The following is a 25,412-nucleotide window of genomic DNA, read 5'->3' as shown; positions in this document are numbered from 1 at the left end:
GGGCAGTGCCCGGCGGCGTACGTGGTTCGTCGTGCGTGGTCGTCGGCTACTGGTCGACGCCGACCTCACCCTCGGGGGCGTAGAGGTCGCTGACCTCCTCCGGATCGGGCTCCGGACGCTCCTCGGGGCCCGCCGGAACCGGCTGGTTCTTCTCGACCGCCGGCCGCTTCGGCTCGTCCTCGCCGGAGAGGGCGAGGGCTCCACCGAAGGCGCCAGCGGCCACCACCACGACCGCGGCGGCGGCCAGGATCAGCTTGCGCGCCATGGTCACGCCAGCACGCGGTACTGGATGCCGACCGAGTACTTCCAGATGTCGTAGCGCGAGCTCGAGTTGAGGCCGGCGGTCCACCACAGGGCAGGGCAGTACTGCGTCGAGGTGCGGCTCTGGATCAGGCTGTTGGGCGACGCGACGGACGCCATCGTCTTCCACGTGACCGAGTTGCCGAACTGGCGGATCTGACGCGACGACCAGTCCGACGGACGCAGGACGGTGGTGACCACGTAGACGTTCTTCGTGTAGCCCTTCGGACGTCCGCCGTAGTGCTTGAGCGTCAGGTTGCGGTAGTTGCCGTCGACCGACTTCGGCAGGCACTTGACGTTCTCGGTGTAGACCGTCGCCTTGGCGCTGTCGCCGGGGGCCTTGCAGCGTACGTTCGAACGCAGGCCGCGGGACTCGGCCCAGTCGCTTCGAGCGGGCGCCTTGAGGGTCGAGCAGGAGCCGACGTACTTGTAGTTGAGGGCGTCCGCGGCGGTGAGCGTCCGGTTGTAGGTCTTCCAGATCAGCTTCTTGGCGGACGCGGCGACCGAGATCTGGACGGTGGTGGCGTTGCCGGCCTTGTCCTTGGCCTCGATGCGGACGTAGAAGGTGCCGGAGACCCGGGTGCCGGCGTTGTTCTTGCCGTTCCAGGTGTAGGAGGTGGTGCCGGTGAAGCTCGTGGACGAGCCCAGGGTGCGCACCAGCGTGCCGCCGGCGGTGACCACCTTGGCGGTGTAGCCGACGGTCTCGTTCACGGTCATCTTCGCCGTGACCGTGTCGCGGTAGCCGTCCGGGTAGGGGTAGAAGGTCGTCAGGCTGCGGCTCAGGGTGACGACCGGCTTGGTGGCGTCGACGGACCCGAGCTCGACCGTGACCGAGTCGGTCGCACCGCTCTCACCCTCGACGAATCCGGTGATCCGGTAGGTGCCGGTCGCGGTCGGCATCGTCGCCTGGACCGTTCCCACACCGTCGGCGTCGAGCGTGATCGGCGCCGACTGCGGACCGCTCGGCGAGGTGCCGTTGGAGGCAGTGATCGTCCAGTTGGCTACCGGGTTGGCGCCGAGCGCCTCCACGTTCTCCACGTCGTACGTCACCGGGAAGGTCGCCCCTCCGGCCGGGGTCGTGGCGGGAACGGTGATCACGACCGTGGTCACGACGGCAGCGGCCGGCTCCTCCGCCACGCCTGCCGCGGGCGGCTCTGCCTCGGCGCCGGGCTCGGTCTCGGCCTGGGTCTCCGGCTGGGTCTCCGGCTGGGGCTCTGGCTCCGTCTGGGTGCCTGCTCCGGTCCCGGGCTCGGTCTCCGTCCCGGGCTCGGTCCCGCTCTCGGGAGCGGACTGCGATTCTGCCGGGGTCGTCTCGGCACTCGTCGTCTCGGACGGGTCCGTGGTGGTCGACGGGGTCTCCGTCGCGAAAGCCGCCACCGCCGGCACGATCAGGGCGACGGCAGCAGCCGCCACCAGTGCGCGGATGCGCATCTGTGGTTCCTCCGAGTCTCTTACCCGAGATGGTCTTGGGGTCGCTTCGCTGCCAGAGAACGCGAGGCGGGCTGACGGAACCTATACCCCGGGCCGCACTCCGCGCACCGGTATTTACCGCCGCGTTACCGACCGGGCGACAACGATGAGACATCTGGCGTAGCCTGATCGTAGGATTGTCAGACAATCAGATGATCTTGGCCCAGATCACCGAGAACGCCCCACGAGATGGAGGAGTGCGATGACCCTGCTCAACGAAGCTCAGGACACCGTTGCGACCAGCCTGACCCCCGCCGCCTTCGCAGCCGCCGAGGCGCACTCCGCGCACAACTACCACCCCCTCGAGGTGGTGATCAGCCACGCCGAGGGCGCCTGGGTGACCGACGTCGACGGTCGCCGCTGCCTGGACATGCTGGCCGGCTACAGCGCGCTGAACTTCGGTCACGGCCACCCCGCTCTGCTGTCCGCGGCCCGTGAGCAGCTCGACAAGGTCACGCTGACCTCGCGCGCGTTCGTGCACGACCAGTTCGCCGAGTTCACCGCCCGCCTGGCCGCGATGTGCGGCAAGGACATGGTGCTGCCGATGAACACCGGCGCCGAGGCCGTCGAGACGGCGATCAAGGTCGCCCGCAAGTGGGGCTACGACGTCAAGGGCGTCCCCGCCGACCAGGCGGAGATCATCGTGATGGCCGGCAACTTCCACGGCCGCACCACCACGATCGTCGGCTTCTCCGACGACGCCGACGCGCGCGACGGCTTCGGCCCGTTCGCCCCCGGCTTCGTGATGGTTCCCTACGCCGACCTCGCCGCGATCGAGGCCGCCATCACCCCCAACACGGTGGCCGTGCTGGTCGAGCCCATCCAGGGCGAGTCGGGCGTCGTCATCCCCGGCGACGACTTCCTGATCGGGCTGCGCGAGGTCTGCACCCGCGAGAACGTGCTCTTCGCCGCCGACGAGATCCAGGCCGGCCTCGGCCGCACCGGCTACACCTTCGCCTGCGACCACGCCGGCGTGAAGCCGGACATGTACATCCTCGGCAAGGCCCTCGGCGGCGGCATCGTCCCGGTCTCGGCGGTCGTCGCCGACCGTGACGTGCTCGGCGTGATCGGCCCCGGCCAGCACGGCTCCACCTTCGGTGGCAACCCGCTCGCCTGCGCCGTCGGCACCGCCGTCATCGAGCTGCTCGAGACCGGCGAGTTCCAGGCCCGCGCCGAGGCGCTCGGCCAGGTTCTGCGCGACCGCCTGATGGCGATGGTCGGCAAGGGCATCGTCGGCTTCCGGTCCCGCGGCCTGTGGGCCGGCGTCGACATCGACCCGGCCGTCGGCACCGGCCGCGAGATCTGCGAGCGCCTGCTGGCCCGCGGCGTGCTCGCCAAGGACACCCACGGCTCCACCATCCGCCTCGCGCCGCCCCTGGTGATCGCCGAGGAGGACCTCCACTGGGCGCTCGACCAGCTCGAGGCTGCTGTCTCCGAGTAGGGCCGAGCCGCCCTGTAACACGTCGTTCGACGTACTGGTCGCCCCAAGAGAACGACCGGAATGTACGTCGAACGACGTGTTACACCCCGCTAGCGATCGAGCGCTGCGAGATCGTCGATGATCTCGCTCGCCGCAGCGACGAACAGCTTCTGCAGCCCACGGATGAGCTCGGTGTAGGACCCGGTGTAAGCATCCGGCGTGAGCGTGACCCGGTCCAGGCTGCCGGTGGACAGGATTTGGTTGACCGCCCGGTGCGCCGGGACCCCGATGGCCCCGTCAGTCGCGGTGTTGAAGGTGATCCGGTCGAGGGTCTCACGCTGACGCTCCGAGGTCGCCGTGTAGAAGTCCGCGAGCGACCGACGCCAGGTGGCCTCGGCCGAGGCGAGCGCGGCGAGGTCTCCCTCGCTGATGGGTTCTGCCGACATACCCGTCGTCTGCGAGTACTGGCGCTTCGTGAGCGCCTCCATCATGATGGCCCGCTCCTCGCCCAACGACCGGAACGCCGGGCGAATGGCGCCGAGCGCTTCGATCTGAGCGTCGATCTCGGCGTCGCCGACCGACGGCACGAGCCTCGCGAGCGAGAAGAGATCGTCGGCGAGTGTCCCGTAGGCCGCCGCCGCCACCTGGGTCCGGGTCGTGTCACGGATGTCCGATCTTGTCGTCGCCATGCCGTCCAACGACCGCTGGATCCTCGCGAGGACATCCGCGAGCTCCTGGTCACCGCCGGCGTCGATCTGCTCCGCCTTCGCCGTCCAGGCCGTGATGGTTTCGTCGGTCGTCGCCCGCAACGGCCTCATCACGACGTCGGGGACGCCTGCCAAGGCGCCGTCGCGCTCGAACATCACGTTGATCGCCAGGTCGAACGCGCTGGGCAGCGCCTGCGCGACCGACTCGGCCCGGCGCACCGACGAGGTCGAGGTGGCCGCCGGCGACCCCGCCGGATCCGTGGCCCGGTCCGCGATGCCGGGCTGGAGCGCCACCCCGGCGATACCGATGATCCCGACCGCCATCACGGTCCCGACCGTCGCGACCAGGCGGGCCCGGCGTACGCGGCGGCGGCCGCGGCGTACGTCCTCGGCTGGGTCCGCGAGCGGGACCGGAGCGGTCGCGCCGATGCGGTAGAGGCCGTCGCGCAGCTGGGTGTCGTCGTCGAAGGTGTTCATCGATGGCCTCCTCGGGGAGCATCGGCCGAAGCGTGGTCGGGACGAAGGGTGCGGCGCAGGTTGGCCAGGGCCTCAGAGGTCTGGCTCTTGACCGTCCCGCTGCTGACACCGAGGTCGGCAGCGGTCTCCTCGACCGACAGACCCCAGTAGTGCCGAAGCACCACAACCCGGCGCTGACCTGCGGGAAGAGATCGCAGCGCGGTCCAGAGCTCATCGAGGTCCTCGGCGCCGAGGCCGGCGGGCGCCGGCCGGTCGGCGATCTCGCCCGCTCGCTCGCGCCGCCACGGACGGCGGCCTTCGTCCAGATGGCTGTTGACCAGCACCCGCCGTACGTAGGCATCGACGCTGTCGGCCTTCCGCACCCGCCTCCACGCCGCGTACACCTTCGACAGCGTCAGCTGCACGATGTCCTCGGCGCGATGCTCGTCACCGCACAGCAGGTAGGCCGCGCGGTACAGATGCGCGCGTCTCTCCCTGACGTAGGCGGTGAACTCCTCGTCCCGACTCACCAGTCTCCTCCTCCGGTTCCAACCCCCGACGCCCTACTGACGCGGTCGGTCGTCGATCGGTTGGGTCCGGGCGGCTTCATTCCTGAGTGCGGGCACCCGTGTAACACGTCGTTCGTAGCACTGGTCGCCCTATCTGAACGACCGGATAGTCGTACGAACGACGTGTTACAGCTGCGCCGGCCCGAGCAGCTCCAGCAACACCGGCAACGACCCCGCCAGCAGCCCCAGCAGCTCCTCGCGCGACAGCCCTGCGGGGTCCGCCTTCCAGGACAGCACCAGCTCCTCGGACATCGCCTGCCATCCGCGCACCACCAGCCGCGCGGCGGGGGTGTCCTCGACGAAGTCGGCACCGGCGTCGAAGATCCGGAGCCCCAACGCCAAGAAGGCCTCGTCGTAGATCTCGCGCAGGACCGGGTCGCTGGCGGCGCCGCGGACCATCGAGACGTACCCCTCGTAGTTGGCGTCGACGAAGTCCACGTAGGCCGTCATCGAGGCCAGCAGGCGCTCCACCGGCTCCCCTGTCGCGGGCGGGGCGGTCTGGGCGACGAGAGCGTCGGCGGCGCGGCGTACGACCGCCTCACGGAAGGCCATCTTGTCGCCGAAGTAGTGGTAGAGCAGCCCGCGCGAGATCCCGGCCTCCCGCGCCACCACGTCGATCGAGATCTCGTCGAGGGAGTGGTGCGCGAAGAGGCGAATGCCCAGGTCCAGCAGCTGCTCGCGGCGCTGCTCGGGCGTCAGTCTCGTCCGTTGGCTCATGTCACCCAGTCTATTGACATCCGTTCAATAGGCAAGAATACTCTCGGTATGACCACTGCTGACCTCACCCACGTCGACCACCTCATCGTCGGCGCCGGCTTCGGAGGCCTGTGCGCGGCGATCAAGCTCGAGGAGGACGGCGAGCGCGACTTCGTCGTCATCGAGAAGGGCTCCGGCGTCGGTGGCACCTGGCGCGACAACACCTACCCCGGCGCCGCCTGCGACGTGCCCAGCCAGCTCTACAGCTACTCCTTCGCCCTCAACCCCGACTGGTCGATGAGCTTCTCGCCCCAGCCGGAGATCGAGGCGTACATCAAGAAGGTCGCCGAGAGCTCCGGCACCCTGGACCGGTTCGTCTTCGACACCGCGGTGACCGCCGCGACCTGGGACGAGACCCGGCAGCGCTGGCTCGTCGAGACCGAGAGCAAGACCGGCAAGAAGACGTACGCGGCCACCACCGTCATCGCCGGCCCCGGTGCGCTCTCCGAGCCCAAGCTCCCGGACATCGCGGGCATCGACACCTTCCAGGGCGAGATCTTCCACTCGGCCCAGTGGAACCACGACGTCGACCTCACCGGCAAGCGCGTCGCGGTGATCGGCACCGGCGCCAGCGCGATCCAGATCGTGCCGGAGATCCAGAAGAAGGCGGCGCGCCTCGACGTCTACCAGCGCACCGCGCCCTGGGTGCTCCCCCGCAACGAGCACCGTTACACCAAGCTCGAGAAGGCCGCCTTCCGCCACGTACCCGGGGCCCAGCGCCTCGCCCGCGCGGCGGTCTACTGGGGCCTCGAGGTCCGCGTCCTGGGCCTCGCCGTGGAGCCCCGGCTCACCAAGGCCCACGAGCTGATGGCGAGGAACAACATCCGCCGCGGCATCAAGGACCCCGAGCTGCGCCGCAAGGTCACCCCCGACTACACGCTCGGCTGCAAGCGCACGCTGATCTCCAACGCCTACTACCCCGCGCTGGCCGCCGACAACGTCGACCTGATCACCGACGGCATCGACCGGGTGAGCGAGAACGCGATCGTCACCAAGGACGGCACCAGCCGCGAGATCGACGTCCTCGTGGTGGCGACCGGCTTCTACACCACCGACCTCCCGATCGCGCACGCGATCACGGGCAGCAAGGGCCGCACCATGGCCGAGCGGTTCGCGGAGACGGGGATGAGCGCCTACAAGGGCACCACGGTCCCCGAGTTCCCCAACCTCTTCTTCGTGGTCGGCCCCAACACCGGCCTCGGCCACTCCTCGATGGTCTACATGATCGAGTCGCAGGTGGCCTACATCCGCGACGCGATCCGCACGATGCGTACGAATGCGTACGCCACCGTCGAACCCACCGAGGACGCCACCTCCGCCTGGAACGACGACCTGCAGCGCAAGATGGCCAAGACGGTCTGGTCGGAGGGCGGCTGCGCGTCGTGGTATCTCGACGAGCACGGCCGCAACACCACCCTCTGGCCGAGCTTCACGTTCCTGTTCCGCCACCTGACCAGCAAGTTCGACGTCGACAAGTACGCCGTCACCGCCGCGACCACCCAAACCAGCCAGACCACCCCGGCCACGACCAAGGAGAGTGTCCCCGCATGAAGTCCTTCGACGACAAGGTAGTCGTTCTCACCGGAGCCGGCTCCGGCATCGGCCGCGCCCTCGCGCTCAACCTCGCCGGCCGCGGCGCCCGCCTGGCGCTCTCCGACGTCAACGAGACCGGGCTGGCCGAGACCGTCGAACTGGCCAAGCAGGCCGGCGCCCGCGAGATCAAGGCCGACAAACTCGACGTCGCCGACCGCGAGGCCTTCACCGCGTACGCCGAGGGCGTCATCGCCCACTTCGGCACCGTCAACGTGGTGATCAACAACGCCGGCGTCGCGCTCTCGGGCCGGGTCAACGACCTCGAGTGGGAGGACATCGACTGGATCATCGGCATCGACTGGTGGGGCGTCGTGCACGGCACGAAGCTGTTCCTGCCGGCCCTGATCGAGTCCGGCGACGCGCACATCGTGAACATCTCCTCGCTGTTCGGGCTGGTCTCCATGCCCGACCAGGCCTTCTACAACGCCGCGAAGTACGCGGTGCGCGGCTTCACCGAGGCGCTGCGCGAGGAGATGCTGATCGACGGCCACAAGGTGGGCGTCACCTCGGTCCACCCCGGTGGCATCAAGACGGCGGTCGCCCGCAGCGCTCGCGTCTCGGCCAAGGACGACCAGGCCGCGACCGCGAAGTTTTTCGACGAGAAGCTCGCGAAGATGGAGCCGGAGCGGGCCGCCGAGATCATCGTCAAGGGCATCGAGAAGAAGCAGGCCCGCGTGCTGGTGGGCCTCGACGCCCACGTGATCCACAACTTCGGCAAGTTCACCGGCTCGCGCTACCAGGACCTGATCGCCCTCGGGGCCAAGTACGTGATGCCGAAGAAGCAGAGCTGAGGCAGAATCGGCGCCATGCGCTTCGAGGCCGGTCATCCCGTTCGTGTCGAGTTCACGAAGTGGGGTGGCCGGCCTCACTGGTCCTTCACGGGCGTCTACCTCGGCGAGGACGAGCACGGTGAGTGGATCGGTCACCCGGTCGGCACCGAGTTCGCCCGCCCGGGCCGGGGCTGGGTCGCCGACTGGGACTCGGTCAGCCTGGTCCCCCACCACGACGCGGCCCACTTCCCCGCCTTCAACCGGCCCAACGGGCGGGTGACCTCGCAGATATATGTCGACATGTGTACTCCGCCGCTGTGGCAGGACACGACGGTCACCTGCATCGACCTCGACCTCGACGTGGTCAAGAAGTTCGACGGCTCGGTCTACATCGACGACGAGGACGAGTTCGAGCACCACCAGCTCGAGTACGGCTACCCGCCCGAGATCATCTCGATGACCGAGGACTCCGCCGAGCGCGTGTTCCTCGCGGTCAAGGAGGGCCGGGCGCCGTACGACAATGTCACCACCGAGCGCTGGTTCGAGGCGCTGGTTCGTCAAGGTATGTAGCCGAACCGTCGCATCCCTCGCGGAACTCCGCTAGGGATGCGACGGTTTCTCTGCATACCTTGACGAACCGGCACCCCGCTGCCGGCCTAGGAGTCGACCTCGGCGGCCGGCACCGGGGTGGTGGTCCGGTCCTTCCGCAGCGGACCGACCAGGCGCGGCCCGGCGAGCCGGGTCTCGATCCGCCAGGACCGGCGGCTGAGCGGCTGGGCGATGAACTCGCCCAGATAGACGCCGGAGGCCAGGGCCAGGGCGACCGAGGCAGCGGTGAAGAGGGCCACCAGGCCGACCGAGGTGGTCGCGGGTGTCTCCTGGGCGAGCATGGTCAGGCCGCGGTAGATCGAGTAGCCCGGCAGGAACGGCACCACGGACGAGACCACGATGACCAGGGGCGGCACCTTCAGCCGGTTGGCCACCGAGTAGGCGACCAGACCGATGAAGAGGGCGGCCACGGCCACCCGCCACGTACGTCCCACGTCGCCGGGCACGACGATCGACAGGACCACCGCGATGCCGGCGATGACCGCGATCGGGATCATCGTCCGCTTCGGTGCGTACGCGGCGTAGGCGAAGGCCGCGGCGCCGACCGCGCCGCCCACCGTCGCGAGGGTGATCGACTGCAGCGTGGTGGTGCCGCCGGAGACCGCGCCATGGATCGGTACGCCGACCGCACCGGCGAAGACCAGACCGCCGGTGACCCCGGCAATGATGCCTGCGGTGGAGACCAGCGCCTCCATGATCCGGGCACTGGCGGTGACGTGGAAGCCGGTCAGGGCGTCCTGCAGGGCACCCATGAAGCTGATCCCCGCCAGCATCACGGTGATGTTGGCCGTGATCGAGGTCGAGACGTCGAGGTCGAGCGGCAGCGCCGCGGCGATGACGGCGAGCAGCGTGGCCACGCCCGCGCCGGCGACCTGCAGGTAGAAGAGCGGCAGCCGCCAGCGGCGGTGGAGGAAGGCCTGCAGCTGGTCGATCGCGGCACCGGAGATGAAGGCGAGGATGACGACCCGGAGCTCACCGCCGACGTACACGGTGAACGCCGCGGCCATCACCGCCATGCCCAGCGTCGCGGCCCACCGCGGCCGGCGGTGGCCGCCGGAGATGATGCGACCGAGCGCGATCCGGGCGCCCTGGAGGTCCACCTCGTCGCGTACGACCTGACGCACGAGGTGGTCGACGGCGGTCAGGTGGTCGTAGTCGATCGTGCGGTTCTTGACCTGGCGGGTGGTGTGGATCGGGATGGCCTCGGGATCGGCCTGGTAGCTCATCGACAGACTGGTGTAGGTGACGTCGACCTCGGCCCCGCGGAGCCCGAGATGCTGAGAGAGCGACCTCATCGTCGCGGTCACGTCTGCGGCCCCGGCGCCGGTGGAGATCAGCAGCTCACCGACGCGGAGGCAGAAGTCCAGAGTCAGGTTCACCTCACGCGCGTCCACCGTCACAGGGTGCCATCGGGGCGGTGATCGACAGGCATTCACGGTGCTCGACAAACGAGCCCGCGCAAGGAACGCTCGTTACATGCGGATCGACTTCCATCCCTCCCCCAGACCGACGCTCGGCGTCGAGTGGGAGCTCGCCCTCGTCGATCGCCAGACCAGGGACCTGGTCAACGTCGCCGACCATCTCTTCGCACGGGCCAAGGCCCGGGTCCCCAACCCCGAGCGGATCCACAAGGAGCTGTTGCGCAACACCGTGGAGATCGTGACCGGGATCTGCGGAACGGTCGAGGAGGCGATGGACCAGATCCGGGAGACGACCTCCGAGGTCGTACGCGCCGGCGACGATCTCGGCGTGGACCTCTACGGAGCCGGGACGCATCCGTTCGCGTCCTGGACCAGGCAGGAGCTGTCCGCGGGGCATCGCTACCAGGAGCTGATCGACCGCACCCAGTGGTGGGGGCGGCAGATGCTGATCTGGGGCGTGCACGTGCACGTCGGGATGCCGGAGCGCGACCGGCTGATGCCCGTCCTCAACGGACTGCTCACCTACTACCCGCACTTCCAGGCGCTGTCGGCCTCCTCGCCGATCTGGGCGGGAGTCGACACCGGGTACGCGTCCAACCGGGCGCTGATGTTCCAGCAGCTGCCGACCGCCGGGCTGCCGTTCCAGTTCACGACGTGGCAGGAGTTCGAGGCGTACGTCTCGGACCAGACGGTCACCGGCGTGATCGAGGACATCAGCGAGATCCGCTGGGACATCCGGCCCTCGCCCCGGATCGGCACCATCGAGAACCGGATCTGCGACGGCGTCTCGACGCTCCAGGAGCTGGCCGCGATCGCCGCCCTGGCCCACTGCCTCTGCGTCGACCTGGACGCCCGGGTCGCCGCCGGCGAGCCCATCGTCACGATGCCGCCGTGGCACGTCCAGGAGAACAAGTGGCGCGCCGCCCGCTACGGCCTGGACGCGATCGTCATCCTCAACGACGCCTCCGACGAGCGGCTGGTCACCGAGGACCTCGCCGAGCTGCTGGTGCGGCTCGAGCCCGTCGCCGCCCGCCTCGGTTGCGAGAAAGAGCTCGCCGCGGTGCACGACATCATCCACAAAGGTGCTTCCTACCAGCGGCAACGCGCGATCGCGGCGTCCACCGAGGGTGACCTGATCGCGGTCGTCGACTCGGTCGTACGCGACCTGCGGGGGTCGCTGTAGCGGGATGCTCACCGAGGTAACTCGGTGAACATTCAGCGAGGCGGCAGCGGCGGCAGCGCGTCGGTCGCCTCGAACTGTCCCATCCCGGTCACCCCGAGCAGGTCGACGATGATCGACCTGATCTGGACGAGGATGACCTCGGCGTTGAGCGATTCCGTACGCTCCACCTCGGCCGAGTGCTCGCCGACCGCGAGCAGCACCGACCGGGCCTGCTCACTCAGCCCGTCCGGGCCGAGGCCCGCGGCGAGCTCGGCCTCGACCACGTCGACGGCGTCGGCGAGCCCGAAGGCCAGCTGGCAGTAGCTCTCCGGCACCACGTCGCCGCGGTAGGCCGACACCGCGGTCCGCCGCACCAGCACCCGGGTGCTCCGCAGGGCACGGTCGAGCGGCTCGACCAGCTCGGCCATCCGGTGCACGTGGCTGCGATGTCGGAACCGGAACGGCGACACGGCCAGCACCGACATACCCTCGTCGGAGGCGTCCTGGAGCTCCCGGATCAGCGGGTCGGTGGCGCGCGCGTCCGCGAGCACCTTGAGCCCATGGACCGCGTCGGCGTCGAGCATCACCTGGCCGGCGGCGCGCAGCAGCGAGGCGATCTTCCTGGCCACCACCGCCGCCTGCTCGCCCGGCCGCCGCAGCGGCGCGGCCGGCACGATGGAGGCGGCCACCAGCGCCACCGCCCCGCCGATCAGCGCGTCGGTCCAGCGGGTGAAGGCCGCGCCGGGGGTCGGCAGCAGCCCCATCACGAAGATCGACTGCACCGCCGCCTGGTTGCGGAAGACCTGCCCCGAGGAGATGAAGATCCCCACGGCCATGGCCATCCCCACGACCAGGGTCATCTGCCAGGCGCCCTCGCCGATGACCTGCACCACGACGTCGCCCAGGAAGACCCCGAGCGCCACGCCGATGGTCACCTCGGTCACCCTCCTCAGCCGCTGGCCGTAGGAGGTGCCGAGGCTGACCACCGCCGCGATCGGCGCGAAGACAGGTTGTACGTGGCCGAGCAGCCCGGCCGCGATGAACCACGCCACCCCCGCCGCTCCCGCGGCCTGGAACACGTGCCACCGCTTCGACTTCAGGCGCGCCAGCCGGCGGCGTACGTCGGATCCCACCTGCTCACGGGTCACTCGCGGAGCAGAGAACGCCATGTCGCAGATCCTAGGCCAGCCGAGTCCTCAGTTGTGGCGGCCCAATCGGTCGTTCTGGCGAATGAGATCGGGATCTCGTACGCCACTTCTACCGATTCGGCCGCCACTTCTGCAGAGTCGGCGTGGGGTCAGCGGGCGCGGGTCACCGACACGGTCTGGCTACCGCAGCCGTTGGCGGAGGTGAGGTTGGCAAGGGCGGACTTCTCGGTGCTGTCGACCGAGAGCCGCCAGCGGATCTTCACCGAGACGAACTCCTTGAGGTAGCGGCACTTCTGGTTCGTCGGCATCCAGGTGGCGGGGTCCTGGTCACCCTTGGCTTGGTTCACGTTGTCGGTGACGCCCACGAGCGAGCCGTAGTAGCCGAGGTCGTTGGCGAAGTTCCTGCGCTCGGTCGAGGTCCAGGTGCGGGCGCCGGAGTCCCAGGCCTCGGCGAGCGGGACCATGTGGTCGATGTCGATGTCGCTGGTGGCGGTCCAGGACAGACCGTCGTAGTAGGAGTACCAGCGGCCGCCCGACAGCGAGCAGCTGGAGCCGACCGTGGGGGCCTCCTCGGCCTCCGCGATCAGGACCTCGTTGCGGGTGTTGCAGCCGTCGCCGTCCGCGTCGATCCAGTGCTGGAAGAGGTCACGGCTGTAGCCGGTGCGGTTCTCGGCGGCGACGGGAAGGTCGCCGATGGCGGTCGAGAGCGGCTGGGAGTAGGACTCGGCGTGCGCTGCCGCCGGAATCGTGAGCGGCACCAGAGCGCCGCAGGCGAGGATGAACAGGCCACGGAGTTTCATGGGGGTCTCCCGAGGTGAGATGTTCGGTCGCCCCCAGACGATGCCGCCTTTTACACACCCCGTGTAACGGGGTTACCAGATGTTTCGAGAAGTTCACCCAGGTCGCGCTCGACCAACCCCTCCGCGCCGCCGTTCCCATGGGCGGCGACCACGGCGCGCAGACGCGCGCGGGTGATGTCGGAGACGTACGTCATCTCGGCCTTCGCCGCGTTCGAGCCCGGCCTGGTCGTCTCGGCGATCTGGACCGACCAGCACGTACGCCGCGTCCCGTCCTCCACGTTGGCCAGCGCGACCGCGTGGCCGGTGGTGCCGGAACCGGCGAAGAAGTCAAGGACTCTCGCGTCGGTGGGCATCGTGGCCAGGATCCGGCGGATCAGGCCGGTCGGCTTGGGCGATTCGAACAGCGGCCCCACCAGCGACTTCAGCTCGGCGACCGCGGAGTCGGTCGAGCCGATCTCCTCGGCCATCCAGATGGTGGTGAGCTTCTTGCGCCGGGCCTCTCCCGAGGCGTCGCGGGAGAGCCAGTCGCGCTGGTAGACGTCGACCCGCTCCCCCAGCTTCCCGCGTACGCGGCGGCACATCAGGTCGTCGGGACGGGCCGCGATCAGCGGGGCGCTCCACCGCCAGACCGCCGGGCGACCGTCACCGAAAACCGGCCAGATCTCCTGACCGCCGTCGAACGGCTCGACGCTCACCCGGCCGGAGTCAGGGTCTCCCCACACCGGGAAGTGCAGCGTCTTGGCGGTGGCCGGGTTGAACTTCTTGTTGGTGTTGCGCAGCGGCAGCCGCCGGTAGTGGCGCCCGTCGTCGGTGACCAGCGGGAAGTCCTGCTCGTTGACGGCCTCGGGGATGCTCGACTCCAGCGCGCAGGACCGGACGTCCTTGGCGTAGACGAGCAGGTATTCGTGGGAGGTCGCGAACCCGTTGCCGAGCTGGCGGCCCTTGGGGTTGAGGTTGACCACGATCTGCGCGAGGTGGTTGCGCTCGTCGAACACCTCGTCCATCAAGACCTTGAGGTGAGCGGCTTCGTTGTCGTCGATGGAGACGTAGATCGCCGCACGGTCGGACATGACCGTGCGCGCGGCCTCCAGCCGGGGCCGCATCATCGCGACCCAGGCCTCGTGGCGACCGGCCCGCCGGCCGTCCTCGCCGCGCCGGTCGTCGTGATAGGCGAAGAGGCTGCCGGTGTTGTAGGGCGGGTCGATGTAGATCAGGTCGAAGGTCTCGCCTGCGGCCGAGAGCGCTTGGAGCACGTCGAGGTTGTCGCCCTCGACGAAGGTGTTCCACGGCTCCCCCACGCGGGGAACGTTAGCCGACGGGCTGGTCGACACTGAGTAACGCGACCGATCGCTCGGCCACCAGGCACTGGATCTTGGTGCTCTTCGGCGGGGTGACCTGGAGGACTACGTCAGCGCCGGAGGTGGAGGCCGTGATCGTCGCCGGGTCCGGGGCCTCGCAGCCGTCGTAGACGGTCTGGGCATAGAGCCGCTGACCGGTGGGCACGTGCGCGAGGAGCCTGGTCGCCTCGGTGGTGAAGGGGTCTTGGAGCGAGGCGCCGAGGGTGGCGGCGTACGCCCGGATCGCGGCCGCGTCCGGGAGCGGGGTCGCGCTCTTCTCCAGGTCGCCCTCGGCCGCGCCGCCGGCGGAGACCAGGCCACGCACCGGCTTCTCCGAGCTGGGCGGACGGGACGGCTCGGGCTCGGACCTGGGCGTGCCGGACGGCGAGGTCGAGGCCGAAGGGGTCGAGCCCGGGTCACTGGCTTCCTCGGGGGTGCCGCAGGAGGAGACCAGGAGCGCCGTCGCAGCGACTGCGAGTGGGAGAAGACGCGTGGGGTGCATATTCCACATACTCCCCACGGCACCCGGCTGTTGCACCCGCGGCAGGGAGGTCGTTACGCAGATGGAAGGATCAGGCCGTGGCCCGCTTCACCCAGGCCGAGCTCCAGACCTACTACGGCGCCTCGGTCCCCGACCTCCTCCCGGCAGACGACCAACCGCTGCGCCTCCTCTTCGTCGGCATCAACCCCGGCCTGTGGACAGCGGCGACCCAGACCCACTTCGCGCACCCGCTCAACCGGTTCTACCCCGCGATCTTCCGCGCCGGGATCACGACCCGGCCGATCGACGCGTCCGCCGGGATGACGCCCGAGGACCGCGACTACTTCCGTGCCCGCGGCATCGGGTTCACCAACATCGTCCGCCGCGCCACCGCCAAGGCGTCCGAGCTCACCAACGCCGAGCTCAAGGAGGGCGGCGCCGAGCTGTTCTCCCTGGTCGCACGGCGGAAACCCAGCGTCGTCGCGATCGCCGGGATCACCGCCTACCGCACCGCGTTCAACCGTCCCAAGGCGAAGCAGGGCCGCCAGCCCGAGCCGCTGGCAGGCGCTGAGCTCTGGGTCGTGCCGAACCCGTCGGGCCTCAACGCCCACGAGACCGTGCCGACCCTGGCGGCCGCGTACGCCGAGGCGGCCCGCGCCGCCGGCCTGATCTGACCTGCCGAGACGTCACTCCGGTCGGCCGAAGCGTCACGTACGTCGTTCGAGTACGCACACGCGTGCCAACTCGACCGACGCAAGTGACGTCTCGGCCGACGTAACTGACGCCTCGGCAGGAGTCAGAACCCGGAGGGTGGCTGGGGAAGCTCCGGAACCCCGAGCTTCGCCAGCAGCGCGACCGCGTCGTCGGCCGAGACCCGAGACGACTGGGAGTGGAGCATGTCGTCGACCGCCAGGTCGACCTCGGCGGTGAGGCAGACGAGCACGTCCTCGCCCTCGGCGTCGGCCGGCCCCTGGAATGCGACGACCGGCAGGTAGGCGAGGTCGAGCGAGGCGGCCTTCTGCAGGACGCGTACGGCACCGAGCACCTCGCCACGCGGATCACTGACCTCCAAGGCGCGGCCGTCGACCTCCGCCGCGCCGTCGGCGGGCACCGAGACCACCCCGGCGGTCGAGGGGATGTCGTACTGCTCCACCACGGCGATCCCGCCGGGGTGCACCACGACCGCCTCGATCTCGCGCCCGGAGACCGGGACGTTGAGCACGACCAGCGCCGACTCGAGCTGGCCGAGCGCCTGGCGGAGCTTCTCCTCGCCGAAGGTCTCCGGCGCGCCGAGGTCGAGCATCCAGCCGCCGGCGGCGGTGGCCACCCACGAGGCGGTCTCCTGCTCCTTGAGCGCGACCAGCTTCTCGGCCTCCTGCCGCAGCCGGTCCCGCTCGAGCGCCGCGTCGTGCGCACGCCGACGCTCGTCGTCGAGCTCGGCGCGCAGCATCGCGACCTCGCTCTCGGCCAGCTGCTGCAGCTCGCGGCGGCGCTCCGCCTCCCGGGCACGCTCCTCGGCGGCCTGCTTCTCGGCCCGCAGCCGGGCGACCTCGAAGCGGCGTACGCCCTCTTCCAGAAGCCCGAGGGTGCGGTCGGAGACCGCGACGTCGGCGCCGGACTCGAGCCGGTCGCGCAGCGCACCCCAGTTGACCTCGGGGTGGTCGGTCACCAGCGCGTCCAGCACCTTCAGGAGTACGTCACCCTCCACCCCCGCACGCGCGGCCAGCGTCGTCTGGTTGAACCGAGCCGGCGCGGGCGCCGGGGCCGCAGCGGGCGCCAGGCTCCACTGCCCCGGAGGCCCCTCGACGAAACCGCCCGAGGTCAACACGGCGAGCAGCTCCTCCTCGGTCAGCAGCACCCGCTTGCCCTTCAGCGCGGCGCGCAGCACCTGCAGGCTCAACGGAGCCCGCAGGCGCAGGATCTCGGCGACGGCCGGCTTGGAGGATTCAGGCATAGGGGCTGGTTAGAGGGGTCGTTCTCGCAGGCGCGGCGATCGTACACCGCAGCACCGACACTTCCCCGCAACCATCGGACGGCGGTCACCCCGGACATCTCGACAGGAGTCCGAGTTCCCTCACGAAAGAGCCGGGTCGTTGACGTACGTCCCCTTTCCGTTCGCTGTACGTTTTTGTGAAAGGAGGGGCATGTCTGCGATCAAGCGCGTGACGAACACGTCCGAGGCCGAGGCGCTGGCGGCGTTGCTCAACGGCGACACCCGCACCAAGCCGACCGTGGTGGTGACCGTCGCGTCCGGACACACCGAGCCGTACGCCGACGTGGAGCGGATCGCCGCCGAGATCGGTGACCTGGCCGATCTCTACCTGGTCACGACCGGCGGCCACACCTGGGCCTTCTCCAACAAGATGACGCCGGGCACCCAGGTCTACGGCGGCGCCGGGCGGGTCTACCCGGTCGGTCTGGGGTGGAACATCGACCTGAAGCAGGCGCCGCTGCGGTTCGCCTGGAACAAGTCCGAGGGCAAGAAGCTCACCGGGCAGCTCATCGACGACGCCCTCGACATGGCCGCGGCCGCCGGCCTCTTCGACAGCGCCAGCACCGCCTCCACCCGCGAGCGCCGCGCCGGCACGGTGCGCTCGATCATGAGCGAGCGCGCGCTGGTCGACCTCGACGGTGGCGACATGGCATCGATCCCGCCCCAGCTCGCCCAGGCCGGGGTGCCGATCGAGCGCGTTCTCGCCCCCGGGATGCACGTCGACGGGGTCCTGGAGAAGAAGTCGCGCTGGCTCGACATCCGAGAGAGCCGCCCCACCGCCGAGGAGGCACTGAAGACGTACGCCGTCGGCGACGTCGTCCCCGCCGAGGTCCGCTCCGTCCTCGCCGGCTCCGCGGACCTGCGCCTGCATCCCGACGTCACCGTCGAGGTCTTCCGCTCCGACGTGACCGGCGACCCCGACGACGACCTGCAGGCCCTCCTCACGCCCGGCGAGGTGGTGCTCGCGCGCGTCGTCGCCACCGGCCCGAAGTGGCGGCTGTCGTTGCGCGAGGTCCGCGAGCACGACACGGTCCGCGAGGCCCTTTCCCTGTACGCCGGTGGCCCGCCCTGGCTCGACCCGGATGCGCCGCCGCCGGCGGTGGTCGAGCATGTCGAGACGGTCCCTGAGCACCCGGCTCCGGACGCTCCCCGAGCACCGGAGGGTCGGGAGGCCGTTGCCGAGCAGGTGGCGCCGCCCAAACCGGCGATCCCGACGCCCGCGATGATGCCGCGCCGCAAGGGCGAGCCGGTCCGCGCGGTCCGGCCCGCCCCTGCGCCCTCGCCGGAGCCGATGCCCGCGAAGGAGTCCGCCCCGGCGAAGAAGGCCGCGGTGCAGTCGATGTCGTTGCAGGTCACCGCGATCAAGGCCGAGAAGGCCCATCTCGAGGCCGAGCTGGCCGAGCTCCGCGACCAGGTCTCCGGGCTGCGCAACGAGCGTGTGCAGTTCGCCAAGGACCTCGCCCGCGCGGCCCGTCAGCTGGAGATCCGCGACGCCGAGCTGGCGCGGATGCGCTCCCAGCTGCGCCGCGCCAAGCAGAAGACCGCTCCGCCCGAGGTCGCCCTCCCCGTCTTCGCCGACCGCGAGCGCGGCTTCCGTCATCTCGTCGAGGCCGCCTGGGCCCGGCGGATCCCGGTCGGCGAGCAGCCCACCCGCCCGCTGCCCGACTACGCGATCGGCGAGCGGTTCCTCGACAGCGTCGACGCGCTCGAGGGCATCGCCGTCGACAAGATCGCCGACGTCGTCATGGAGGTGCTCACCGGCCTCGCGGAGCAGTCGACCGGGCGTGAGCTGCACCAGCTGCGTACATCTGCCGGGGGCAATGCCGCGCCGCAGTCCCGTTCCGACGGCGCGGTCTGCTACCGGGTCTCGATGCAGATCCACACCCCCAGCGCCCGCCGGCTGCACTTCTGGAAGTGCCCCGACGGCACCATCGAGCTCTCCCGCGTCGTCGTCCACGACGACATGGAGCCCTAGGAACGCTTCAGCCCCAGCACCAGGTCAGCAGCCCGACCAGCGGGTCCGGGATGTTCTCGAGCTCGACGGCCTCACCGAGGATCGTGCCGTAGCGGATCTTGCGTCCCGAGGCGGTGCCGAAGAAGCGGTGGAGCTGGTCGGCGACCTCCTCGCTGCGGTGCTCGGGCTGGTTCTGCAGCGTACGGAACTTGCCGCCCTCACCGTTGGCCTCCAGGATCTCGACGATCCTCGCCGCGCCGATCGCCCGGATCATCTCGTCCTCGAGGTCGCGTCGGCAGGCGAAGAAGCCCTGCCCGGAGAGGTCCTCGCCGATCTGGCGACCGAGCGCGTTCGCGACGAAGCGCTCCTCGGCCTCGTCGTAGAGTCCGCCGACCCGGTGTCCCGCCGCGGTCATCTCCTTGATGAACCGCCCGGCGTTCCCGGCGCCGTTCATCGAGACGACCTCGATTCCGAGCTCGACCAGCTCCACCCCGTAGCACGGGGCCAGTGTCTCCACCAAGGCCTTGTCCGAGTCTCCCTCGACGAGCAGCGTGATCGGTCGTGTCATGGCGGAAACCCTAGAAGAACGTACGTCGGCACGCCTGTTCCATATATGCAACGCCTTGGACTAGCGTTGCATATATGGAACAGGACGTCGGGCGGCTCGTCGCGGAGTGCATCGAGCGCTCCGGACTCAGCGCTCGGCAGGTGGCCGCGCGAGCGGGCGTGTCGGCCTCGACGGTTCACCGAATCGTCAACGGCGTGGTCAGCCCGTCCGTCGACACGCTCGACACCATCACCACGGCCTGCGGCGCCGGGCTGACGATGAGCGCCTCTCCGCTGGCGACGCCGGCGGCCGCAGCGGCGGCACGCGCGATCCTCGATCCGCTGTATCCGGCCGACGTCGCTCCCGACATCGAGCTCTGGGCCGGCCGGATCGACGCCTGGGCCGACGGCGACCCGGTCGGGATCGTCGAGGAGGCCGCCCGGGCCTCGGGTGTTGCGCATCGTCCCGATGCCGTCCTGCTGAGCGGCGACGCCACCATCGGCCGACTCGCCTCCGCCGGCGAAGCCTCGGGTCAGCGGTGGGCGCTCTCCGGCGCGGCCGGCCTGGACCTCCCGGCCTTCGACGAGGCCGTACCCCGGATCTCGGTGATGTGGTGCGAGGACCCGAGCGCTCTTCAGCCCTTTCTCGCCAGCGGAACCCTTCGACCGGCGTCCGCCCCCGACGGCGCCACGGTGGTCGTCGTCTCCGCCGAACCCGATCTGTTCCTCGGTACGTTCGAGCGTGACCGGGTCGTCTACGCCGCCCCGATCCAGATCGCCATCGACGCCATCTCCGTCGGCGGTGACGCCGCGGACCGAGCCCGCGAGGAGATCCGGACGTGGTGACGAAGCAGCCCCGCTGGGCACCGGACCCCGAGACGTACGCTGCCCGCAAGCCGGCCACGGACGACACCTACCGGGTGGTCGCGGACCGCGAGGCCCAGGTGCGCGACACCGGCGTCTGGTGGACCGAGGTCGACACCTCCCGGATGCTCCCCGGCGACACCGAGAGCGCCTGGCGTCGGTTCCGCGCGCACCTCCCCGAGCTGGTCTGGAACGCCGCGCGGCTCGAGGGCAACAGCTTCGCCCTTCCCGAGGTGCGCACGCTGCTTGCCGGCATCACCGTCGGTGACCACGCGGCGGAGGAGGAGCGGCAGGTGCTGGCGCTGGGCGAGGCGTACGGCACGCTCCGCGACCTGGTCGGCTACGGCAGGTTCCATATCGACAAATCGACGTCCGACCGCCTCAACCGGATCCTCGCCCGCCACGAGGCGCCTGACGCCGGGAGGTTCCGTGGCGAGGGCACCCTGCGCCGCGGTGGCAGCGAGCTGCTCCGGACACGCTTCGCGGGGCTGCGGGAGCGCGTCGCCGAGACCGACGACCCCCGACTCCAGGCGCTCATCTACTTCTGCTCCGCCGCCCGGACCCGGTTCTACACCGCCGGCAACAAGCGCACCGCCCAGCTGATGATGACCGGCATCCTGATCTCGAACGGCTTCGACGCCATCACCGTCCCCGGTGTTCGGCGCCTCGAGCTCGACCACGCCCTCGACACTGTGCTCGCGACCGACGACGCCACCGAGCTGATGTCGTTCCTGGTCGACTGCGCAGCCTCCTCCGAGAGCTGACGGCTCACAGCACGAGGTCCGCCCGATCCCGCGTCGCCCGCACCAGCGCAGCATTCCGCAGATCGCTCGCGGCGATCTTGGCCTCCGCCTGCTCCCGCGACCTCCCGCCCGCGAGGAACCGCTCGAGCAGCCTCGGCACCAGGACATCGTCCGGGACATCGACGAACCAGGCCTCGTCCAGCAGGCCGCGTACGTCCCTCCACGGCCCCTCGTCCAGCAGCAGGTAGTTGCCCTCGGTGATCACGATCGGCTCATCCTCGATGACCACCCCACCCGGGATCGGCTCGTCGGTCACCCGGCTGAACGTCGGCCACTCGACTCTCTGCTGCCCCGCGCGAACCTGTCGCAAGGCAGCCACATACCGCTCGGCGTCGAAGGTGTCCGGCTCCCCCTTCCGCGCCCGTGCCCCCATCGCGTCCAGCTCCGCGTTGCTCCGGTGGAACCCGTCCATCGGCGCCACCACCGCGATGTGTCCGTCCGCGTTGAGTACATCCCGCAGCCGCTCCGCCAACGTCGACTTCCCCGCCCCCGGCGGCCCGACGATCCCGAGCACGAACCTGCTGCCGACCTTCTCCTTTAGCTGCTCCGCCAGCCGAAGGAGTCCGCTCTCACTGAGGGCCAAGGCAAACCTCCACTACGCACTCGAACCGATCGGCAATCAGGTCTTCTACTAGACGATGACACTCCGCGAACCCCGCTCGCGCCGACGGATCCCAGCCCCACATGATCACGTCAAGCCCAGGCCAAACGGCAACAGGGGGCGATCCCCGCATCCCCGATTCGGTGGATACCTTCCGACGCAGATCGACCACGACTCGATCACGAGCGCCAATGGAACCATGAAGTCCCGAAGGCCACTCTCCCGATGAGCACGGCGCTCCTCATCGGCGCAGGTATCGGCTACCTGCTGGGCATTCTCGTCGGCGTGTGGATCGCGCACGGCCACCGGACCGCTCACTAGGGCGCCTCAACGCATTCGAAGGAGTACTCCGAGCGAGCTGCTCCCCACATTTGAGGACGAGATTTGCGAAGTTCCGACCATCCAGTGACACCGTTAGAGAAGCTGGACAGGTGTCAGACCTCGGATCGCATGACGGCCTCTACGAACTGCTCGTCACCAACGACCTTCATGACCAGCTCAGACGGGTAGCCGATCGCGACGTCGAGACCGGCCAGGTGGACCAGGCCGACCAGCCACACGTACTTGCGCGCCACGTTTATCAAGCAGCCGTACGCAGCCTCGAGGCCGTGAAGGATCCCGAGCTTCGGGTGAAGGCCGCCAATGAACTCATCGCCCAACTCGAGACCGGCGATGTGGACCACATCGTCGCTCCCCCGACCGAGCTCCGCCGGATCAGCAGCCCACAGGCCCCAGGCACGGTCACCTACCTCAACACCCGCCCGAAAACCCCGCTCACTGAGGCGGCCCTGCTCACAAACTCCAAGGAGGAGCCCAGTCTCGCCGCCGAACTGCGCGCCGAGATCGACACCGCCGACGAAGTGGATCTGCTCTGCGCCTTCGTACGCTGGTACGGACTCCGCCTCGTCGAGCCCGAACTGAGACGCCTCCGCGACCGGGGCGGACGGCTCCGAGTCATCACCACCACCTACACCGGATCAACTGAGCGCGACGCGCTCGACCGACTCGTTCGAGACTTCGGTGCCCAGGTGAAGGTTCAGTACGACGCCCAGCGCACCCGTCTACACGCCAAGGCATGGATGTTCCGCCGCAATACCGAGTTCGACACCGCGTACGTCGGCTCTTCCAACCTCACCCGGACGGCCATGGTCGAGGGCGTGGAGTGGAACGTACGCCTGTCTCGCAAGGGAACGCCTTCCCTGTTCGACAAGTTCACCGCCACGTTCGATACCTACTGGAACCACGGCGACTTCGAACTGTATGACCCCGACCGAGACCGTGATCGGCTGGACGATGCGTTGGCCGAGGCATCCGGGCGGAGCCGTGGAGATCGAGTCACGATCTCGCTCTCAGGCCTTGAGGTCAGGCCATATCCGTACCAGCAGAAGATGCTCGACGACCTCGACGCAGAGCGTACGCTGCACGACCGGCATCGCAACCTCGTGGTCGCTGCGACGGGGACCGGAAAGACCGTCGTCGCTGCTCTCGACTACCGACGACTCACAGAGAACGACCCTGAGGGAAAGCGTCCCAAGCTCCTGTTCGTGGCGCATCGTAAGGAGATCTTGCAGCAGTCTCTGCGGACCTACCGCGAGGTCCTCTCCGACGCGACCTTCGGCGAGCTCTACGTCGACGGAGCTCGCCCGGAGCGTTGGGAGCATATCTTCGCCAGCGTGCAGTCACTGAAGTCGTACGGAGTCTCTCAGATCCCACCGAGCACCTACGACGTCGTCGTCATCGACGAGTTCCATCATGCTGAGGCAAGGTCGTATCGCGAGCTCATTGAACATCTAAGGCCCACGGAGCTGGTCGGTCTAACCGCGACGCCCGAACGCGCGGACGGGGTCAACGTCGCGTCGTTCTTCGACAATCGCATCGCCACCCAGCTCCGGCTGTGGGACGCACTGGGCGCAGACCTCCTCTGTCCCTTCCACTACTTCGCTGTATCCGACAACACCGACCTCCGGGCTGTGAAGTGGGTGCGCGGAAAGTACGACGACACAGCACTCTCCTCGCTATATACCGGTAACGACGCTCGCGCCCGGATCGTCCTCAACGAGCTCCGCGACAAGATGCCCGACGTGTCGCAGATGCGTGCCCTCGGCTTCTGTGTCGACGTGGCGCATGCCAACTACATGGCGGACGTCTTCAACAAGGCTGGGATCCCTGCCGGAGTGGTCACCGGCACCACTGCCTCCGCCGTACGCCGCGACTCGATCGCCGCGCTGCGCGAGCGACGACTCAACGTGTTGTTCTCCGTCGACGTCTTCAACGAGGGCCTCGACATCCCTGACGTAGACACCCTCCTGTTCCTCCGGCCCACCGACTCAGCCACAGTCTTTCTGCAGCAGCTTGGTCGTGGCCTGCGGCGCACCCGCGACAAAGCCGTTCTCACCGTTCTCGACTTCGTCGGCCATCAGAACAAGCAGTTCTCCTGGGATCGAAAGCTTCGAGCAATGACCGGGCTGACCAGAGCTGCTCTCCGCCGCGAGGTCGAACGCGGCTTCCCGTTCCTGCCCGCCGGTTGCCAGATCGTCATGGACCGCGAGGCACAGACGTTGATCGTCGACAATCTCAAGTCGCAGATCTCGAACCGCTGGCCCTCGATGGTTCAGGAACTGCGCTCATACGGCGACCTTTCCCTTTCTGAGTACCTCAACGAGTCGGGGATGGAATTGCCCGACGTTCTTCGAAAGGGCCAGCACTCGTGGACAGAGCTGCGCCGCTTGGCTGGCCTGCCAGTCCCGGAGGGCACCTCCGCCGAGTCGAGACTGCTGCGTCGCGTACGCGCGTTTTCCCACGTAGATGACCCGCTTCGCGCGACTACCTTCTCTCGGATGCTCGCAGACGACGCGCCGTCGTATTCATCGCTTTCCTCCGGCGAGCGGCGCTTGGCCGACATGCTCTTCTTTTCGCTCTGGCCCGATGGCGGCGGATTCGATTCGATCAATGCCGGATTCGCTGCCCTCCGGTCAGAGCAGGCGACACGGTCCGAGATCAAGGCTGTGGTCGACCTCGCCTTCGATTCCGCCCGTCACAGCCTGTCCAACCTTTCCGGTTCCCTTTCCGAGGTGCCACTCATGGTCCACGCGCGCTATCAGCGCGAAGAGATCCTGGCGGCACTGGGATATGCAAGCCTCGACCGGAAGCCGAACTCCATGCGCGAAGGCGTCAAGCACATCCCAGAGCTCAACGTGGATGCGTTCTTCATCAACCTCAAGAAGTCGGAAGCCGACTTCTCCCCCACCACGATGTATCGGGACTACCCGATCAGTCCGACGCTGTTCCACTGGGAGACGCAGTCCACTACCTCGGTGACGAGCAAGACTGGCCAGCGCTATCTGACGGGCGCAAGCAACGTGCTGCTCTTCGCGCGTGAGCAGGCCGACGGGGTTTTCGGCACGTCGCCCTATCTCTTCCTTGGCCCGGCCACCTATGTCTCCCACACGGGTGATCGCCCCATCGCGATCACCTGGCGCCTGGATCACGCCATGCCAACCGACTTCTTCACCGCGGCCACAGTGGCCGCAAGCTAGGCCTTGAGGCCTAGCGATGCAGCACGGGCCATCGAACCGGCTGGGCCCAGGCTGTGCGCTCTGCCAGCGTGGGAGATTTCTTTGCTTGATTCGGTTTAGATGTCGGTGGACACGGG

23 protein-coding genes are annotated in these 25,412 nt (G+C 68.9%); 10 read left to right on the top strand and 13 right to left on the bottom strand.

What is annotated here, in order from left to right; all coding sequences use genetic code 11:
- Nucleotides 1–46: 46 nt before the first annotated feature.
- Nucleotides 47–265: a hypothetical protein gene (locus ACFVJS_RS00550; protein WP_378876349.1), complete on the bottom strand. Its 219-nt coding sequence runs from the start codon at nt 263–265 to the stop codon at nt 47–49.
- Nucleotides 266–267: 2 nt separating this feature from the next.
- A complete protein-coding gene (locus ACFVJS_RS00545; protein ID WP_378876347.1) occupies nt 268–1,731 on the bottom strand; it encodes a hypothetical protein in 1,464 nt (487 codons plus the stop codon).
- 241 nt (nt 1,732–1,972) lie between these two features.
- Between ACFVJS_RS00545 and rocD the strand changes: the two genes are divergently transcribed.
- Nucleotides 1,973–3,211 (top strand): ornithine--oxo-acid transaminase, encoded by a 1,239-nt coding sequence (gene rocD, locus ACFVJS_RS00540; protein WP_378876345.1) that lies wholly within the window; start codon nt 1,973–1,975, stop codon nt 3,209–3,211.
- Between the two features lie 89 nt (nt 3,212–3,300).
- On the opposite strand, the gene ACFVJS_RS00535 is transcribed toward rocD, so the two are convergent.
- The 3 genes from ACFVJS_RS00535 to ACFVJS_RS00525 all read right to left on the bottom strand — a co-directional run bounded on the left by ACFVJS_RS00535 (nt 3,301) and on the right by ACFVJS_RS00525 (nt 5,639).
- Nucleotides 3,301–4,374, bottom strand: a complete 1,074-nt coding sequence (locus ACFVJS_RS00535; protein ID WP_378876343.1) for a nitrate- and nitrite sensing domain-containing protein — start codon at nt 4,372–4,374, stop codon at nt 3,301–3,303.
- A complete protein-coding gene (locus ACFVJS_RS00530) occupies nt 4,371–4,883 on the bottom strand; it encodes a SigE family RNA polymerase sigma factor (protein ID WP_378876341.1) in 513 nt (170 codons plus the stop codon). Before ACFVJS_RS00530 ends, ACFVJS_RS00535 begins: the two co-directional genes overlap by 4 nt.
- 165 nt (nt 4,884–5,048) lie before the next feature.
- Entirely contained in the window at nt 5,049–5,639 is a 591-nt protein-coding gene (locus tag ACFVJS_RS00525; protein ID WP_378876338.1) for a TetR/AcrR family transcriptional regulator, read from the bottom strand.
- Nucleotides 5,640–5,687: 48 nt separating this feature from the next.
- Between ACFVJS_RS00525 and ACFVJS_RS00520 the strand changes: the two genes are divergently transcribed.
- From ACFVJS_RS00520 to ACFVJS_RS00510, 3 genes are read left to right on the top strand one after another with little or no spacing between them, the layout of a single operon-like run.
- On the top strand, nt 5,688–7,229 hold the full coding sequence (locus ACFVJS_RS00520; protein ID WP_378876336.1) for a flavin-containing monooxygenase: 1,542 nt from the start codon (nt 5,688–5,690) through the stop codon (nt 7,227–7,229).
- Nucleotides 7,226–8,062, top strand: a complete 837-nt coding sequence (locus tag ACFVJS_RS00515; RefSeq protein WP_378876334.1) for an SDR family NAD(P)-dependent oxidoreductase — start codon at nt 7,226–7,228, stop codon at nt 8,060–8,062. The genes ACFVJS_RS00520 and ACFVJS_RS00515 overlap by 4 nt, the downstream gene beginning before the upstream one ends.
- 15 nt (nt 8,063–8,077) lie before the next feature.
- Nucleotides 8,078–8,611, top strand: a complete 534-nt coding sequence (locus tag ACFVJS_RS00510; protein ID WP_378876331.1) for a DUF402 domain-containing protein — start codon at nt 8,078–8,080, stop codon at nt 8,609–8,611.
- Nucleotides 8,612–8,697: 86 nt separating this feature from the next.
- Here ACFVJS_RS00510 and ACFVJS_RS00505 read toward each other — a convergent pair whose 3' ends face one another.
- Complete coding sequence (locus tag ACFVJS_RS00505; protein WP_378876329.1) at nt 8,698–10,044, bottom strand: threonine/serine exporter ThrE family protein; 1,347 nt, start codon at nt 10,042–10,044, stop codon at nt 8,698–8,700.
- 82 nt (nt 10,045–10,126) lie between these two features.
- Here ACFVJS_RS00505 and ACFVJS_RS00500 point away from each other — a divergent pair, with 82 nt between their 5' ends.
- Nucleotides 10,127–11,254, top strand: coding sequence for a glutamate--cysteine ligase (locus ACFVJS_RS00500; RefSeq protein WP_378876326.1), 1,128 nt, complete (start codon nt 10,127–10,129; stop codon nt 11,252–11,254).
- A 32-nt stretch (nt 11,255–11,286) separates the two neighbouring features.
- Here ACFVJS_RS00500 and ACFVJS_RS00495 read toward each other — a convergent pair whose 3' ends face one another.
- The 4 genes from ACFVJS_RS00495 to ACFVJS_RS00480 all read right to left on the bottom strand — a co-directional run bounded on the left by ACFVJS_RS00495 (nt 11,287) and on the right by ACFVJS_RS00480 (nt 15,020).
- Nucleotides 11,287–12,402, bottom strand: a complete 1,116-nt coding sequence (locus ACFVJS_RS00495; protein ID WP_378876324.1) for an aromatic acid exporter family protein — start codon at nt 12,400–12,402, stop codon at nt 11,287–11,289.
- Between the two features lie 128 nt (nt 12,403–12,530).
- Nucleotides 12,531–13,181: an HNH endonuclease family protein gene (locus tag ACFVJS_RS00490; protein ID WP_378876322.1), complete on the bottom strand. Its 651-nt coding sequence runs from the start codon at nt 13,179–13,181 to the stop codon at nt 12,531–12,533.
- A gap of 50 nt (nt 13,182–13,231) precedes the next feature.
- The gene (locus ACFVJS_RS00485) at nt 13,232–14,479 is read right to left on the bottom strand and encodes a site-specific DNA-methyltransferase (protein WP_378876319.1); all 1,248 of its coding nucleotides are present in this window, start codon (nt 14,477–14,479) and stop codon (nt 13,232–13,234) included.
- A gap of 10 nt (nt 14,480–14,489) precedes the next feature.
- Nucleotides 14,490–15,020 carry a hypothetical protein gene (locus tag ACFVJS_RS00480; protein WP_378876317.1) on the bottom strand — a complete coding sequence of 177 codons (531 nt, stop codon included), beginning with the start codon at nt 15,018–15,020 and terminating at the stop codon, nt 14,490–14,492.
- Between the two features lie 77 nt (nt 15,021–15,097).
- On the opposite strand from ACFVJS_RS00480, the gene ACFVJS_RS00475 reads away from it, so the two are divergent.
- Nucleotides 15,098–15,673, top strand: coding sequence for a mismatch-specific DNA-glycosylase (locus ACFVJS_RS00475; RefSeq protein WP_378876315.1), 576 nt, complete (start codon nt 15,098–15,100; stop codon nt 15,671–15,673).
- 122 nt (nt 15,674–15,795) lie between these two features.
- Here ACFVJS_RS00475 and ACFVJS_RS00470 read toward each other — a convergent pair whose 3' ends face one another.
- The gene (locus ACFVJS_RS00470) at nt 15,796–16,953 is read right to left on the bottom strand and encodes a hypothetical protein (protein WP_378876313.1); all 1,158 of its coding nucleotides are present in this window, start codon (nt 16,951–16,953) and stop codon (nt 15,796–15,798) included.
- Nucleotides 16,954–17,143: 190 nt separating this feature from the next.
- Here ACFVJS_RS00470 and ACFVJS_RS00465 point away from each other — a divergent pair, with 190 nt between their 5' ends.
- Nucleotides 17,144–18,967, top strand: coding sequence for a hypothetical protein (locus ACFVJS_RS00465; protein WP_378876311.1), 1,824 nt, complete (start codon nt 17,144–17,146; stop codon nt 18,965–18,967).
- 7 nt (nt 18,968–18,974) lie between these two features.
- Here the strand turns inward: ACFVJS_RS00465 and ACFVJS_RS00460 are convergent, their stop codons facing one another.
- Entirely contained in the window at nt 18,975–19,514 is a 540-nt protein-coding gene (locus tag ACFVJS_RS00460; protein ID WP_378876309.1) for a TOPRIM nucleotidyl transferase/hydrolase domain-containing protein, read from the bottom strand.
- A gap of 74 nt (nt 19,515–19,588) precedes the next feature.
- Between ACFVJS_RS00460 and ACFVJS_RS00455 the strand changes: the two genes are divergently transcribed.
- Nucleotides 19,589–20,338: a helix-turn-helix domain-containing protein gene (locus ACFVJS_RS00455; RefSeq protein WP_378876307.1), complete on the top strand. Its 750-nt coding sequence runs from the start codon at nt 19,589–19,591 to the stop codon at nt 20,336–20,338.
- A complete protein-coding gene (locus tag ACFVJS_RS00450; protein WP_378876305.1) occupies nt 20,335–21,120 on the top strand; it encodes a hypothetical protein in 786 nt (261 codons plus the stop codon). Before ACFVJS_RS00455 ends, ACFVJS_RS00450 begins: the two co-directional genes overlap by 4 nt.
- Nucleotides 21,121–21,124: 4 nt before the next feature.
- Here ACFVJS_RS00450 and ACFVJS_RS00445 read toward each other — a convergent pair whose 3' ends face one another.
- Entirely contained in the window at nt 21,125–21,742 is a 618-nt protein-coding gene (locus ACFVJS_RS00445) for a nucleoside/nucleotide kinase family protein (protein WP_378876302.1), read from the bottom strand.
- 449 nt (nt 21,743–22,191) lie between these two features.
- Between ACFVJS_RS00445 and ACFVJS_RS00440 the strand changes: the two genes are divergently transcribed.
- Nucleotides 22,192–25,296, top strand: a complete 3,105-nt coding sequence (locus tag ACFVJS_RS00440) for a DUF3427 domain-containing protein (RefSeq protein ID WP_378876300.1) — start codon at nt 22,192–22,194, stop codon at nt 25,294–25,296.
- Nucleotides 25,297–25,412: the final 116 nt, after the last annotated feature.

The sequence above is a fragment of the Nocardioides sp. NPDC057772 genome (genome assembly GCF_042798075.1).
Taxonomy (GTDB): Bacteria; Actinomycetota; Actinomycetes; order Propionibacteriales; family Nocardioidaceae; genus Nocardioides.
This window is presented reverse-complemented; position numbering and strand designations above follow the sequence as displayed.

What these genes read in the sequence shown, in the direction of transcription:
- ACFVJS_RS00550 (WP_378876349.1), bottom strand. Translation starts at nt 265, where the DNA reads ATGGCGCGCAAGCTGATCCTGGCCGCCGCCGCGGTCGTGGTGGTGGCC.
- ACFVJS_RS00545 (WP_378876347.1), bottom strand. Translation starts at nt 1,731, where the DNA reads ATGCGCATCCGCGCACTGGTGGCGGCTGCTGCCGTCGCCCTGATCGTG.
- rocD (WP_378876345.1), top strand. Translation starts at nt 1,973, where the DNA reads ATGACCCTGCTCAACGAAGCTCAGGACACCGTTGCGACCAGCCTGACC.
- ACFVJS_RS00535 (WP_378876343.1), bottom strand. Translation starts at nt 4,374, where the DNA reads ATGAACACCTTCGACGACGACACCCAGCTGCGCGACGGCCTCTACCGC.
- ACFVJS_RS00525 (WP_378876338.1), bottom strand. Translation starts at nt 5,639, where the DNA reads ATGAGCCAACGGACGAGACTGACGCCCGAGCAGCGCCGCGAGCAGCTG.
- ACFVJS_RS00520 (WP_378876336.1), top strand. Translation starts at nt 5,688, where the DNA reads ATGACCACTGCTGACCTCACCCACGTCGACCACCTCATCGTCGGCGCC.
- ACFVJS_RS00515 (WP_378876334.1), top strand. Translation starts at nt 7,226, where the DNA reads ATGAAGTCCTTCGACGACAAGGTAGTCGTTCTCACCGGAGCCGGCTCC.
- ACFVJS_RS00510 (WP_378876331.1), top strand. Translation starts at nt 8,078, where the DNA reads ATGCGCTTCGAGGCCGGTCATCCCGTTCGTGTCGAGTTCACGAAGTGG.
- ACFVJS_RS00500 (WP_378876326.1), top strand. Translation starts at nt 10,127, where the DNA reads ATGCGGATCGACTTCCATCCCTCCCCCAGACCGACGCTCGGCGTCGAG.
- ACFVJS_RS00495 (WP_378876324.1), bottom strand. Translation starts at nt 12,402, where the DNA reads ATGGCGTTCTCTGCTCCGCGAGTGACCCGTGAGCAGGTGGGATCCGAC.
- ACFVJS_RS00490 (WP_378876322.1), bottom strand. Translation starts at nt 13,181, where the DNA reads ATGAAACTCCGTGGCCTGTTCATCCTCGCCTGCGGCGCTCTGGTGCCG.
- ACFVJS_RS00480 (WP_378876317.1), bottom strand. Translation starts at nt 15,020, where the DNA reads ATGCACCCCACGCGTCTTCTCCCACTCGCAGTCGCTGCGACGGCGCTC.
- ACFVJS_RS00470 (WP_378876313.1), bottom strand. Translation starts at nt 16,953, where the DNA reads ATGCCTGAATCCTCCAAGCCGGCCGTCGCCGAGATCCTGCGCCTGCGG.
- ACFVJS_RS00465 (WP_378876311.1), top strand. Translation starts at nt 17,144, where the DNA reads ATGTCTGCGATCAAGCGCGTGACGAACACGTCCGAGGCCGAGGCGCTG.
- ACFVJS_RS00460 (WP_378876309.1), bottom strand. Translation starts at nt 19,514, where the DNA reads ATGACACGACCGATCACGCTGCTCGTCGAGGGAGACTCGGACAAGGCC.
- ACFVJS_RS00455 (WP_378876307.1), top strand. Translation starts at nt 19,589, where the DNA reads ATGGAACAGGACGTCGGGCGGCTCGTCGCGGAGTGCATCGAGCGCTCC.